The following is an 11,860-nucleotide window of genomic DNA, read 5'->3' as shown; positions in this document are numbered from 1 at the left end:
TTTCTTTATAGGAACGCAAAAAGCCCCCCGTTTGGAGGGCTTTTCAAGGACGGAATCCGGAGCGGAGGGCTGCGTAAGCTGAACCGTAGCGCCGGGCGCGGAAGCTAAAATTCGGGGCTTAGAAATCTGCGTCCAGCCCCAGGCGCTGCTTCATCTGGGCCAGCATCGGAAACTTCTCGACCAAGTATTCCAGCTTGTCGGAAGAGGTGTAAAGCTTGCGGCCAGTATCCACGCGCTCCACTATTTCGGTCTGCACGTTGAGGCGGGGGTAGCCAGTGCGGCGGCGCAGCTCGCCCAGGAAGCCGGCCCGAAACTCGTTGAACTGGTCTTCCTGAATCGGGTTGTCGACGCGCAGCACAATCACGTGCTGGTCGTTGGCCTGAATCGGGCGGTTGAGGATGGTGTATTCGCTCAGGCTGTGGTCTTTGCGCTCCTGCGTCAGCTCGGCCCAGACGCGCTGCAGCACGGCCTCGTCGATGGTTGGCAGGCCGGTGGTGGGCCCGCTGTACTCGGCTTCCACGGGGGCCTTGCTGGCGGCGGCCTGCTGCTCGCGCTGGGCCTGCATTTCCTTCAAGGAGCCCAGGCCCGGCAGTTTGGTGCCGAGGCTGATGGGCTTGGGAGCCGCCTGCCCGGGGCGGGGCGGGGGCAGGGGCGCCGCCGTCACGGCCGGCTGGCCCGGCTCGTGGCCGGCAATGCTGGGTCGCCCGATTTCAACGTGGGGCACCGTGTCGCGCAGCTGGCGGGTGGCGGGCACCTCCGTGGCGGCCTCATCCTCGATGCTGGGCGTGTCGTGCAGCTCTTCCACGCCGCTGTCGATGGGCACAATGGGCTCCGGGTCGGCAGGGGCGTGGGCCAATGGTTGGCTGGGGGCCGGGGAACTGGTTGGGCGGCTGGCGGCAACAGGAGCCGGCATCGGCGCGGTTGGGGCCGGGGCGCTGGCCGGTACGGCAGCTGCGGCCGGCGGGGCTATACTAGTTTTTTTTTTCGCCTCGCCGTTGGGGGCCGAGGCGGAACCGCTCAGGTCGCGGGCAAACTGCACGGCCCCGTTTAGGTAGGCCAGCTTCATGAGGGTAAGCTCGACGTGCAGGCGCTGGTTTTTGGCTTGTTTGAATTCCCGGTCGCACTGGCTGACCAGGTTCAGGGCCGAGAGCAGAAAAGCCAGCGACGCGGCCTGGGCCTGCTGCACGTAGCGGGCCCGGATGCCGTCCGAGACTTCCAGCAGCTGCACAGTAATCGGGTCTTTGCACACCAGCAGCCCGCGCAGGTGCTCGGCGGCACCCACCACGAAGTTGTGCAGGTCGAAGCCGTTCTGCATCACCTCGTCGAGCAGCAGCAGCGTGCCGCTCAGATTCTCGGTCAGCAGGGCGTCGATGAGGCGGAAATAGTACTCGTAGTCCAGAATGTGCAGGTTCTGGACCACGTCCTTGTAGGTCAGGTTGTGGCCGGCGAAGGTCACCATCTGGTCGAACATGCTCAGCGCGTCGCGCAGGCCGCCGTCGGCTTTCTGGGCCAGCAGGTGCAGGGCGTCGTCCTCGGCCCCGATTTTCTCCTGGGTGGCCACGTAGCGCAGGTGCCCGCGGATGTCGTCGACCCGGATCCGGTTGAAGTCGAAGATCTGGCAGCGGGAGAGGATGGTCGGAATAATCTTGTGCCGCTCGGTGGTAGCCAGAATGAAAATGGCGTAGGACGGCGGCTCCTCCAGCGTCTTGAGAAAGGCGTTGAAGGCCGCATTCGAGAGCATGTGCACCTCGTCGATGATATAGACCTTGAAGCGGCCCTGCTGGGGAGCGTAGCGCACCTGCTCCACGAGGCTGCGAATGTCTTCGACGGAGTTGTTGGAGGCCGCGTCGAGCTCGTGCACGTTGAACGAGGCATTTTCCTGGAAAGCCCGGCAGGAGCTGCACTGGCCGCAGGCTTCGAGCTCAAACGGCGTGTTGTCGGGGTCGGCGGCCTGCTGCAGGGCGGCGGGCACGATGTCGGGCCGGGTTTGCAGCAGCTCCGATACGGAGCGGCCCTGGCGCACGTGCTCCTCCACAAACTCGCAGTTGATGGTCTTGGCCAGAATCCGGGCGCAGGTGGTTTTGCCCACGCCCCGGGGGCCGCAAAACAGGAAGGCCTGGGCCAGGTGCTTGCTGACAATGGCGTTCTGCAGCGTGGTAGTAACGTGCTGCTGGCCTACCACGCTCCGAAACGTGGCAGGACGGTATTTGCGGGCCGAAACGACGAAATTTTCCATACGAGCTAGCCACAAAGATACGCAAAGCTCGGCCCGATTCCGCCCTGCTGGTCCGACTGACCGCCCAATGTCCGTACCGCCGCCGCTGACCCGGCGCCTAACATGATGATGTGACTATAGTGTTATTTTATATAAAAAATTATCTATTTCGACCCGCTCTGCTGCCGGGTTCGGTGGCGGCTTTCCGCGTTCCACCTCACTGCTTTCGTTATGAAACCACGTTTTCTACTACTTGCCGCTGGTCTGCTGGCCGGCTCCGTTGCCCAGGCGCAGTCGGGGCCCGCCGCCGCACCCTCGGGGCCCGCCACCGACACTTACTTCGGCGTGCCGGTAACGGATCCTTACCGCAACCTCGAAAACCTCACCGACCCGGCCGTGGCCGCCTGGATGAAGGCCCAGAGTGACTACGCCCGCCAGACGCTCAACGGTATTCCCGGCCGGCAGGGGCTCATCGATAAAATGGTAGAAATTGACGGGCGTAAGGCGGCCCGCGTCGCCAGCCTGATCATTGCCGACAACAACCGTTACTTCTACCTCAAAACCCGCCCCCAGGACCAACAGCCCAAGCTCTACTGCCGCGACGGGTTTCAGGGCACCGAGCGGCTGCTCTTCGACCCTGAGTCCTATGAGGCCGGCAAGGTGTACACTATCAGCGGCTTTGCGCCCAGCCCGGATGGCTCCAAGGTGTCGTTTGGTATCACGGAGAAAGGTGCCGAGCTGGGCCGCATGCTCATCCTGGACGTGCCCGCCAAAAAGCTGTATCCGGAGCAGCTGCTGCTCACCCGCGGCGGCGGCGACTGGCTGCCCGACAACCAGACCCTGACCTACACGCCCTATAACAACGGCGACCTGAAAGACATGGCCGCCCGCCAGAACATGCAGTGCCGCCTGCACCGCGTGGGCACCGCCCAGAGCCAGGACCAGCCGGTTTTCTCCGCCGCCCTCTATCCCAAACTGGGCATCGGGCCCGCCGACTACCCCTTCGCCTTCGTCGACCGGGACTCCAAGCTGGCCATCGGCATGCTCTACACCGTCGACCGGTACCTGTACGCTTACTACGCCCCGGCGGCGGCCCTGGATAAGCCCAACGTGCCCTGGCAGCCCCTGTTTAAGCCCGCCGACGAGGCCACCAACATTGCCAGCGACGCCCGGTACATCTACTTCACCACGTCCAAAAACACGCCCCGGCAGAAAATTATGCGGATGCCCGTGGCCCGGCCGAGCGTGGCTACGGCCGAGGTGCTGGTGCCGGAAAGTGCCGACGAGTCGATTGAGGACGAGCAGCTCAAGGCCACCAGTGAAGGGCTGTACTTCGTGCGGATGCGCAACGGCGTGGCCGCCAAGCTCTACTTCGTGCCCCGGGGCACGAAGGCCGCGCAGGAAATCAAGCTGCCCACGGCGGCCGGCAACCTCACGCTGGAAACCAAGAATGCTCAGTCGCCGGACCTGTGGGTGACGGCCGTGGGCTGGACCACCGACCGTACGCGCTACCGCTACACCTCCGCCGGCCACCGCTTCGTGCCCGAGTCATTGTCGTCGGAAGCGGCCTACCCCGAGTTTGCCGACTTGGTAGTAGAAGAGCTCATGGTGCCCTCGCACGACGGCGTGCGGGTGCCCCTGTCGTTGGTCTACAAAAAAGGCACGCCCCGCAGCGGCTCGGCGCCAGTGCTGATGGTCGGTTACGGAGCCTACGCCAAGAGCACCGGCCCGTTCTTTTACCCGCCTTACCTGCTCTGGACCCAGCAGGGCGGCATATTGGCCGTGCCCCACGTGCGCGGGGGCGGGGAGCTGGGCGAAGCCTGGCACAAAGCCGGGCAGAAAACGACCAAGCCCAACACCTGGAAAGACCTCATTGCCTGCGCCGACTACCTAGTGAAAAACCGCTACACCGGCCTGGGTAAAATTGCCATTAACGGGGGCAGCGCCGGCGGTATCCTTATCGGCCGGGCCATGACGGAGCGCCCCGACCTGTTTGCCGCGGCCATGCCCGAAGTAGGCTGCCTGAACGCGGTGCGCATGGAAAACTCGCCCAACGGCCCCGTGAACGTGCCGGAGTTTGGCACCGTGCAAAAGGAAGACGAGTGCAAGGCCCTGCTCGAAATGGATGCCTACCTGCACTTGCAGCCCAATACGAAGTACCCGGCGGCCCTCATCACGGCTGGCTTCAACGACCCGCGTGTTATTGCCTGGCAGCCGGCCAAGTTTGCCGCCCGCCTGCAGGCCAGCACCGTTTCGGACAAGCCCGTGCTGTTTTTCACCGACTCCGAAGCCGGCCACGGCATCGGCGACTCCAAGCAGAAGCAGTTTGAGGTCATGGCCGACCTGCTGGCTTTTGGGCTCTGGCAGACCGGGGCGTCCGCCTTTCAGCCGGCAAAAGTGGCCGTAAAATGAGGTAAGAAACGGTGGGGCCCGCCGGAACAATTTGGGCGGGTCCCAACGTTTTCTCCCCGATGTGCGTACATTCGCACCCCGCTGCTACCGTGGCGGGCATCGTTCTTTACCATTTGGGGCTGACCGGAATTGACAGCTTGCGCAGGTCGCGAGTAAGCGTGCCAGGAGTTGAATGAATCTCCTGTGATCAAATCATTCGAACAATAACTGGCGAGTATAGCTACGCCATGGCTGCCTAGTCTAGGTACTAAGCATTGTCATCGTCCCGCATCCGTTTTCTTTTACACGGGTGAGCACGGGGCGTCGTAAGTAGAAGATAGTCAGGAGGGAGGTGTGACCTTCTGGCGAAACCCAACTGCATCTAAGGGGACTCTACGGGCCTGATGCGCGCCCGGAGTACCACGAAAATTCAAGCGTAGATACGCACGTAGAAAGCTCGACGGTTTCCTTGTCTGGACCAGGGTTCGACTCCCTGCAGCTCCACTTTAAACCCGCTTTACAGTACTGTAAAGCGGGTTTTTTGGTTTCTGGGGTACGTTCTGGGGTACAATCTATAAAGGAACAATAGCGAGCAGCTATTTACGATGGCCGGTTTCTAACTGTGCTGGCCATGGTCCACGGCTGGGCCTTCCCAGCGACCGGTAATCTGATACAGCTCGTAGAAAACCAGCCACTCGGCAAGCCACGGAATAGTCTTATCATACAGATGATGTTTGTCAGACCAGGTCAGGTCACCGGGATAGTAAAGGCATAGGCTGTTATCGGCCGGATAGAAGTGCGTAAGGGCATGGTGCCGGTACTCAACACCTTGATTGAGCACGAACACTTTTGGGGGCCGGCCCGGAGCGTAATCAATCTTGATATGGTAAGTGCCTTCGCCACCAGGTGAGGAAACCTGCCCGCGACAGCTCAACGCATTGCGCTTAAGCTGGCACCGAAAAGTCGGATAGTGCCTTTCAACCAGCTGCTTTTCCCGATGAAAAACGGCAAACCAGTCTTTGCCCTGTCGCGCTAGTGGATGAAAACGACGCCCTCCATCGAAGCGGTGTGCTTGGTTAGGCACACCATAGCGGTGGGTCGTGATACCGACAGCGGCTGTTGTGGCTGCGCGCCCGCTGTTGATGAGCACGGCCGAGGCGCGCAGCTTGGCTTCTTTGGCATCCACGTCCTCGTCGAGCCCGTCAGGGAAGCGTGAGCCTAGGTGGTGCCGCCAAAGTTTGCTGGCGCTCAACTGGTTTTTTTCATCGTCTACCGCCTCATTAGCATCCTCGATAAACTCGTCCAGCGCATCGAAGAAATTCCGCTTCAGCTCGTCAGAGTATTTGCTCAGCAAGTCATCTTGGGGCGTGGTAGGCATCGTGCACTTCCATTCCCGTTTTAGGTCGCTCCGAATGGCTTTGAGGAGGGCGCGCAGGGCGCAGTCGTCTCGGTCATTGGCCACGAAGTTGCGTTCCGCCAGCACCGTCATGCACAACCCACTGGGCATCTTGTGTGCACACCAGTCGCACCAAGATTTCAGGTACTTCACCAACCGTACCAGTTGGCCCTTGGCATCGCGCTGCTTGCGAAACCACGTGATAAACTCCTTTGGGTCGCTGTCTTCCCAACCTTCGTTCTTCACTGCCAGGTGAGGATGGTCTTCGTCTTCCAGCATGTAATAAACGGGCAAGTCAATGTGATAATCGGCCTTATAGGTTACTCGAATACATTTCTTACGCCACTGTGCTGGCTCACTGGTGTGGTCTTTAACGGCCTCGTATACCCAACGCTGCAAGGTGGTAGCCGTCACGTCGGGCTTGCACAAAAAGTACACGCCATCGTCCAGATCACAGGTGTCGTCATGGATGCGAATCACCGTTCCCAGCTTCTGCGAGCCCTGAGTGAAGAACTTCGGCTTGTAGTCGGGGTGGTGTTCTTTAAAGTGGTCGGTGATTTTGCGGCGAAGCTCCTTTTTGGAAATGCTGAGCTTGGCTTTTTTCGTGGTAAGCACGTTCAGGTTCTGGTTAAAGTCCAGAAACAACTTGTTGCAGTTGGCCATAAAAAAAGGAATTAATTGTTAAGCAGCTACCAGCGCGGGCTTGCTCAGTGAGCGGCAGGGAGCAAATGCAGCCGTCGGCTCAGTACAGAAATTATCAATGATGTGTCGGCCACGTTCGCGGAACTGGTTGCTAGCCCGCTCCTGCAAAACTGTGAGCTTTGCTGGGGAAGTGGTATCTAGATCGACGTATTCCTGTTTATTGAGAAAGTCGAACTGAACCCGCTCGTACAAAAAAGCTTGCGGGGTCTCTCGGCCAGCTCCCCGACTGAGCATTTGACAGATGCTATCGGTGTGGTCGGCTTGGGCATGAAGTATCATGTCTAGGATGCGCATTTTGTTGGCCCAGTAAAACAGGCCCCACCGCCGTTGCTCAGGGCGCTCAGTGAAGGCCTGCCGGCCGGTGCCAATGGAGAGCAGTCTAACATTGGCCCACGGCACAGCCAAGCAGCCGTGGGCCTCATTCAGGCCAATAAGGGCGGGGTTGTTGGCGAAAATGCCGCCGTCTACGTTGTGGCTAATGATAACCTCCTCTTCCGTTACGTCCGCTAGGTAACGCGGGCTATAGGGGTCAAAATAGGTAGGGGCCGCAGCCGTGGACATGCCAACTTGATAGGCCGGCATCTGATAGTCCCGAATGAAATCTTTGTGGTGGCAGGTTTTGTAAACGCTCACCTTGCCCGACACGGCGTTGAACACTGGAATGCACACCCGTGTGCGGGCGTGTCCCAGCCGGGTATTTCCGTCTGCAGAGTAGGGGGCAAACTTTTCTTTCAACAGCGCCTCCAGATTCTTATTGGAGTACCGGGCCGTACCCAGCCAAGAAACGAGGTTACGGCCTGCGCCGAAAATGTCCTTGGCGTGGTGGGAATACAGGTGAACGAGTTCCCGAGCCGGCATGCCTAATGCCAGCGCCAAAGCGATAATGCCGCCGGTTGAGGTACCACAGATTAAGTCGAAGTGTTGATAAAGAGAAGTTTGTTCATGGCCGTCTCGTTGCAGCTGCGCTTCCAGGTCGGCTAAGAATCGAGCGGTATAAAGGCCGCGAATCCCCCCACCATCAAGGGATAGAATGCGAAATGGTTTCTCAAGCGAAGGAGTAGTAGGAGTCATTTCAGAGTATCTGGGTTTCTTTTGTACAGGGAAAGGCCGTCATTGCATTGTGGCATGCGTATAATGGATAAGCTTGTCTACTTTGCAATACGACTGTTTCACGAACGAAACGACTCCAATAATTGTTCCACCGGTGAAACAAATGTTTACTTTGCGCAACAATGCCACCAGCCCATCATGAGCGTACAACTTGACACTGACAAACTTGCCGCGATGGTGAAATCCAAGCGAGCGAATCGGGGGTTACGAGCAGTAGCCCAGGAGATAGGCGAAGTCAGCGCCTCTACTCTCTCTCGAATTGAGCAAGGCTCCGTTCCAGACGTGAATACCTTCTTGCAGCTCTGCAAATGGTTAAACGTCCCCACCGATACATTCACTACTACCGACGAAGGCGCTACGGCCTCCGAAAGCGATAAAATAGTGGCTCACCTGCGAGCCGACCGCGTTTTGCCCAAGGCGACGGCACAAGCGCTGATAGAAATGATTCAACTTGCCTATCGTCAAGTGAGTCAAGAAGCTATTGGGCACTAATTAAATAGCGTCCTAATGGCAGCGAAGTCCAAACTCCCCCACGGTTTCGCCGCAAAAGCAGAGCGAAAAGCTGAGTCTTTGCGCCAAGAGCTGGGTCTACGGCCGTACGAGCCCTTATGTGCTTTCCGGCTTTGTGAGCACCTGCGCATTAAGGTCGTCGTGGCTCAGCAGTTGGTTGGGCTTTCATCGAAGAGCTTAACAACACTCTGTCATCCGAGCGGAAAGCACTGGTCGGCGCTTACTATGCCGTATCACCCGTCTCAACAGTCAACCCACCTTATCATTCACAACGGGGTACATTCACCTGCACGGCAACAAAGCAATGTGATGCACGAAGTGGCACACATTCTTTGTGGACATGAATTGTCTGCCATCGATACAGGCAATGGGCTGCCCGATTACATGCGGCTTTACCCGGAGGAGCAGGAGTCAGAAGCTGACTGCCTCGGGTGGACGCTCTTGTTACCCCGAGCTGCGTTGCTTTTCGCACTAAGTAAGGGATGGGACAATGCCACAATTATGGAGCATTATCAAGCTAGTGCTCAAATGGTACAGCTCCGCATTAATAGAACAGGTGTAAAACGTCAATTGGCTTACCTGCGACCTTAGCCTATGATAGACAATTGGTGCATAGTTACCAGGGGAATTACCTGCTGACTGTTAGTGAATATGTTGAAATAGTATATGTATCCAAGAGCTACTCACCGGCGCGGGGTAGCTGATGAAAATAGGGGGGGAGTTAAGGCAAATGGAAACGCAATTGTCAGACCGGGTGGGTCTGTTTTTTACTTGGCCCTTACGGATCTCCATTCTATTTCACGTCGTCAGGATGAGTGTCGATTTCGCCATCTATATACATCTGCAACATCTTATTGCGTTTGCTGCGGCTGTGGCGTGCTGCCGCCCTAAAGGAGGCCAATAACAACCAAATAGTTGCTACAACGCGCTGCGTGGTAACTCCACAACCGAGCCACTGTAGGAGGTAGGTCAGTATAACCGCACCAATACCCCATTCAATAAGAAAGAAGAGCAACCCTACCAAGTAGGGCAATGCTGCAAAAAAAGCTGTGCGTAATACTTTCATGGAATAGTACAGGCTTCTATAGACCTACATAGGCACCCTAATCTGTCTTAACAAGGGTATTGAGGCCAAGGTGTCAGGCAGCGGCTGTGCTTGGGCGAGGGATGGTGTTCGCCTCATCAGGCAGTTTGAACCCATACTGCGCCGCCATTTTCTGCGCTAGGGGGTAGTACAGGTTCATTAGGCACGCCCGCATATAGATTATATGCTGAAAGCCGAACCAGAACTCGTCTCGCAGCTCTGGTGTCGAAAAATCCTCTCTCATGATTGTTAGATCTTCGAGCAGGTCTTTCCACTGCGGGTCTCCTGCTGCTTCCGAGAAGATTTCTTGTAAGGCAGACAGTTCGGGAGACCGTTCAGATTCAGGAATGCTGCTGAAGTAGTCGCTAGCACAATTTATGGCAATCTGCTGTTGCCGCATTGGGCCTTCTAGCTGCTTCTGATATTGCGTGCAAAGGTCATCAAGCTCATGCCGCGACAGTTCTGAGGCCATTTTTACCATATAGCTAAACAAGTTAGACTCAAAGCTACTGATATTTCCTTGTTTTGGATACACATGTGTATCTAAACGCCTTGAAGCCCAGTAGACCTTGCGCTGGTGAAAAATCCGGCCGGTCTTATAGTTTTTGGGCTACACGTGCGCCGGCTACGGGAGCAACGACAGCTTAGCCAGCAGGCCCTAGCTGATATGGCGGATGTTTCAAAGCTCACTATCCAACGCCTCGAATTGGCCAAGTTCTCGGTGACCCTTGACATATTGATTTCCCTCACTCGGGCATTTGAGATTCCTCTACAGGAGCTAATGAACTGTCCTGGAATTGAGGCAGTAGATAAGCTTAATAAGAGCTGATTTACGGCCTAACTCTAATCCGTCCCGAAGAGCATTTGAGTAGGGGGTAGCTGATAGAACGACGGGGGACGCCAAGTAATTATCTAGGACGATTTAGCCAGTAGGAGCGGGTATCGCCCCATAGGCCGCGCAGGGCCAGGGCAAAGCGGGAAAACAGCAGGTGTACGCCCCAAACCCAGCCGACGGAACCGACCCAGCCGGCCAGCACGTCGGAAGGAAAATGTACGCCCAGGTACATGCGCGACCAGCCCATGAGCAGCGCCCAAGCAGTCCCTAGCAGCACGGCTACCCAGCGGCCCCGGGTGGGCCAGAGTAAGATACCCAGCGTCAGGGCTAGGGCCGCCGCGCCCATGGCGTGCCCACTGGGAAAGCTGTAAGAAGTTTCTGGGGCAATGGATACCCAAAAGTCCGGGCGGGCGCGGGCCAGTAGTAACTTGGCAAATAAATTTAATGCCCCGGCCCCACCTACTGAGAGCAGGAAAAACAGTGCCGCCCGCCGTTGCCGGGCCAGCAACAGACCGGCCAGCACCACCGCTTCTACCAACGGTGTCCAGCGTGTGCCGCCGGCCTGGGCCAGCCACACCGCCAGTGCATCCTGACCGGGGCTGCCGAAGCGGTGGAGCAGCCGCAAAATCAGCTGGTCGCCGGGAAACCCTTTGTCTTCCCAGACTTCCTGCCCAACCTTGATAAATACGAACCACGGGCCGATAAACCCTAGGCACAGGGTTAGCAACAGTCTGCGGTGCTTTTGCCAGAGTAGCCGTGCGTAGCCCAGCAGGGAAGAGAGGGTCATGCTAACTGCGGTAACAAGGGCGAGCAATGGAACAGGTGGACAGGGCAGAAGCTAGGGCCGGCTGCCGGCCCCGCTGTTACTTTCCAGCCAACCCGCGCTCCGCTGCTTGACGGTGTCATACACGACCAGTGCTACCAGAATCCCCAGCAAAATCAGGGAGGAGCCGCTGGTGCCAAAGCCCAGCCCGTGTTTCTCGGGCGACTTGGTGAGTAGGTCGCCGAAGGTGGCTCCGAACGGGCGCGTCAGCACGAAGGCCACCCAGAACAGCAGCACCCGCGAAATGCTCGTGAAGTAATAGGCCAGCACCACCACAGCCAGCAGGCTGCCAATGAGCAGGGCGCCGCCCCCGAAGCCCAGGCCGGAATCGTCGGCCAGGTAGTCGCCCAGCGCGGTACCCAGGGTATTGGAAAACAGGATGGCCGTCCAGTAGAACAGTTCAGCCTTGCGGCTTTGCACTTCCGTGACCGACAAGGACTTCTCGCTCACCCACCACAGCCCCAGCACGGCCAGTAGAATCGCAATCAGGATAGCCGAGCCGGTAGCATAGCCCAGGCCTAGGGTGCGGTCCATGTAGTCGGACATCGTGGTGCCGGCCGTGCTGGTGGCCAGAATCACGGCCCAGTACAGGGCCGGGATGTAACGCTTGGCCGCCAGCTGCCCAATGAGCACCACGATAAAGAAACCAATCAGGATCAGGGAGCTGACGGCGTACCCGACTTTCATGGTCTGGGCCAGTTGGTCGCCGGCGGTTTCACCCAGCGTAGTGGCGCAGATTTTCATCACCCAGAACAGCAGCGTTACTTCCGGTATCTTCTTCATGTCAGCTGAGA

11 protein-coding genes and 1 other RNA gene are annotated in these 11,860 nt (G+C 58.0%); 5 read left to right on the top strand and 7 right to left on the bottom strand.

Annotated features, from left to right (window positions below; translation table 11 throughout):
• Positions 1-118 precede the first annotated feature (118 nt).
• Positions 119-2,236 (bottom strand): DNA polymerase III subunit gamma/tau, encoded by a 2,118-nt coding sequence (dnaX, locus tag EWM57_RS11095; protein WP_129921215.1) that lies wholly within the window; start codon positions 2,234-2,236, stop codon positions 119-121.
• A 210-nt stretch (positions 2,237-2,446) separates the two neighbouring features.
• On the opposite strand from dnaX, the gene EWM57_RS11090 reads away from it, so the two are divergent.
• Positions 2,447-4,627 carry a prolyl oligopeptidase family serine peptidase gene (locus tag EWM57_RS11090; protein ID WP_129921214.1) on the top strand — a complete coding sequence of 727 codons (2,181 nt, stop codon included), beginning with the start codon at positions 2,447-2,449 and terminating at the stop codon, positions 4,625-4,627.
• 115 nt (positions 4,628-4,742) lie between these two features.
• Positions 4,743-5,113, top strand: a transfer-messenger RNA (tmRNA) gene (gene ssrA, locus EWM57_RS11085).
• A gap of 109 nt (positions 5,114-5,222) precedes the next feature.
• Here the strand turns inward: ssrA and EWM57_RS11080 are convergent.
• Both EWM57_RS11080 and EWM57_RS11075 read right to left on the bottom strand, forming a co-directional pair.
• A complete protein-coding gene (locus EWM57_RS11080) occupies positions 5,223-6,665 on the bottom strand; it encodes a CBASS cGAMP synthase (RefSeq protein ID WP_129921213.1) in 1,443 nt (480 codons plus the stop codon).
• A gap of 18 nt (positions 6,666-6,683) precedes the next feature.
• Positions 6,684-7,775 carry a CBASS cGAMP-activated phospholipase gene (locus tag EWM57_RS11075; protein ID WP_129921212.1) on the bottom strand — a complete coding sequence of 364 codons (1,092 nt, stop codon included), beginning with the start codon at positions 7,773-7,775 and terminating at the stop codon, positions 6,684-6,686.
• 63 nt (positions 7,776-7,838) lie between these two features.
• On the opposite strand from EWM57_RS11075, the gene EWM57_RS11070 reads away from it, so the two are divergent.
• Positions 7,839-8,306, top strand: a complete 468-nt coding sequence (locus EWM57_RS11070; protein ID WP_165370487.1) for a helix-turn-helix domain-containing protein — start codon at positions 7,839-7,841, stop codon at positions 8,304-8,306.
• A gap of 15 nt (positions 8,307-8,321) precedes the next feature.
• Positions 8,322-8,915: an ImmA/IrrE family metallo-endopeptidase gene (locus tag EWM57_RS21930; protein WP_129921210.1), complete on the top strand. Its 594-nt coding sequence runs from the start codon at positions 8,322-8,324 to the stop codon at positions 8,913-8,915.
• 202 nt (positions 8,916-9,117) lie between these two features.
• On the opposite strand, the gene EWM57_RS11060 is transcribed toward EWM57_RS21930, so the two are convergent.
• Together EWM57_RS11060 and EWM57_RS11055 are read right to left on the bottom strand one after the other, a co-directional pair.
• A complete protein-coding gene (locus tag EWM57_RS11060) occupies positions 9,118-9,390 on the bottom strand; it encodes a hypothetical protein (protein ID WP_129921209.1) in 273 nt (90 codons plus the stop codon).
• Between the two features lie 73 nt (positions 9,391-9,463).
• Positions 9,464-9,889: a hypothetical protein gene (locus EWM57_RS11055; protein ID WP_129921208.1), complete on the bottom strand. Its 426-nt coding sequence runs from the start codon at positions 9,887-9,889 to the stop codon at positions 9,464-9,466.
• A 96-nt stretch (positions 9,890-9,985) separates the two neighbouring features.
• Here EWM57_RS11055 and EWM57_RS21925 point away from each other — a divergent pair, with 96 nt between their 5' ends.
• The gene (locus EWM57_RS21925) at positions 9,986-10,237 is read left to right on the top strand and encodes a helix-turn-helix domain-containing protein (protein ID WP_165370486.1); all 252 of its coding nucleotides are present in this window, start codon (positions 9,986-9,988) and stop codon (positions 10,235-10,237) included.
• 79 nt (positions 10,238-10,316) lie between these two features.
• On the opposite strand, the gene EWM57_RS11045 is transcribed toward EWM57_RS21925, so the two are convergent.
• Positions 10,317-11,030 (bottom strand): phosphatase PAP2 family protein, encoded by a 714-nt coding sequence (locus EWM57_RS11045; RefSeq protein WP_129921207.1) that lies wholly within the window; start codon positions 11,028-11,030, stop codon positions 10,317-10,319.
• Positions 11,031-11,081: 51 nt separating this feature from the next.
• Positions 11,082-11,849 (bottom strand): COG4705 family protein, encoded by a 768-nt coding sequence (locus EWM57_RS11040; protein ID WP_129921206.1) that lies wholly within the window; start codon positions 11,847-11,849, stop codon positions 11,082-11,084.
• Positions 11,850-11,860: the final 11 nt, after the last annotated feature.

The organism is Hymenobacter persicinus (genome assembly GCF_004167665.1).
Taxonomy (GTDB): Bacteria; Bacteroidota; Bacteroidia; order Cytophagales; family Hymenobacteraceae; genus Hymenobacter; species Hymenobacter persicinus.
This window is presented reverse-complemented; position numbering and strand designations above follow the sequence as displayed.

What these genes read in the sequence shown, in the direction of transcription:
- EWM57_RS21930 (WP_129921210.1), top strand. Translation starts at nt 8,322, where the DNA reads ATGGCAGCGAAGTCCAAACTCCCCCACGGTTTCGCCGCAAAAGCAGAG.
- EWM57_RS11080 (WP_129921213.1), bottom strand. Translation starts at nt 6,665, where the DNA reads ATGGCCAACTGCAACAAGTTGTTTCTGGACTTTAACCAGAACCTGAAC.
- EWM57_RS11045 (WP_129921207.1), bottom strand. Translation starts at nt 11,030, where the DNA reads ATGACCCTCTCTTCCCTGCTGGGCTACGCACGGCTACTCTGGCAAAAG.
- EWM57_RS11075 (WP_129921212.1), bottom strand. Translation starts at nt 7,775, where the DNA reads ATGACTCCTACTACTCCTTCGCTTGAGAAACCATTTCGCATTCTATCC.
- EWM57_RS11055 (WP_129921208.1), bottom strand. Translation starts at nt 9,889, where the DNA reads ATGGTAAAAATGGCCTCAGAACTGTCGCGGCATGAGCTTGATGACCTT.
- EWM57_RS11090 (WP_129921214.1), top strand. Translation starts at nt 2,447, where the DNA reads ATGAAACCACGTTTTCTACTACTTGCCGCTGGTCTGCTGGCCGGCTCC.
- EWM57_RS11040 (WP_129921206.1), bottom strand. Translation starts at nt 11,849, where the DNA reads ATGAAGAAGATACCGGAAGTAACGCTGCTGTTCTGGGTGATGAAAATC.
- dnaX (WP_129921215.1), bottom strand. Translation starts at nt 2,236, where the DNA reads ATGGAAAATTTCGTCGTTTCGGCCCGCAAATACCGTCCTGCCACGTTT.
- EWM57_RS11060 (WP_129921209.1), bottom strand. Translation starts at nt 9,390, where the DNA reads ATGAAAGTATTACGCACAGCTTTTTTTGCAGCATTGCCCTACTTGGTA.
- EWM57_RS11070 (WP_165370487.1), top strand. Translation starts at nt 7,839, where the DNA reads ATGGATAAGCTTGTCTACTTTGCAATACGACTGTTTCACGAACGAAAC.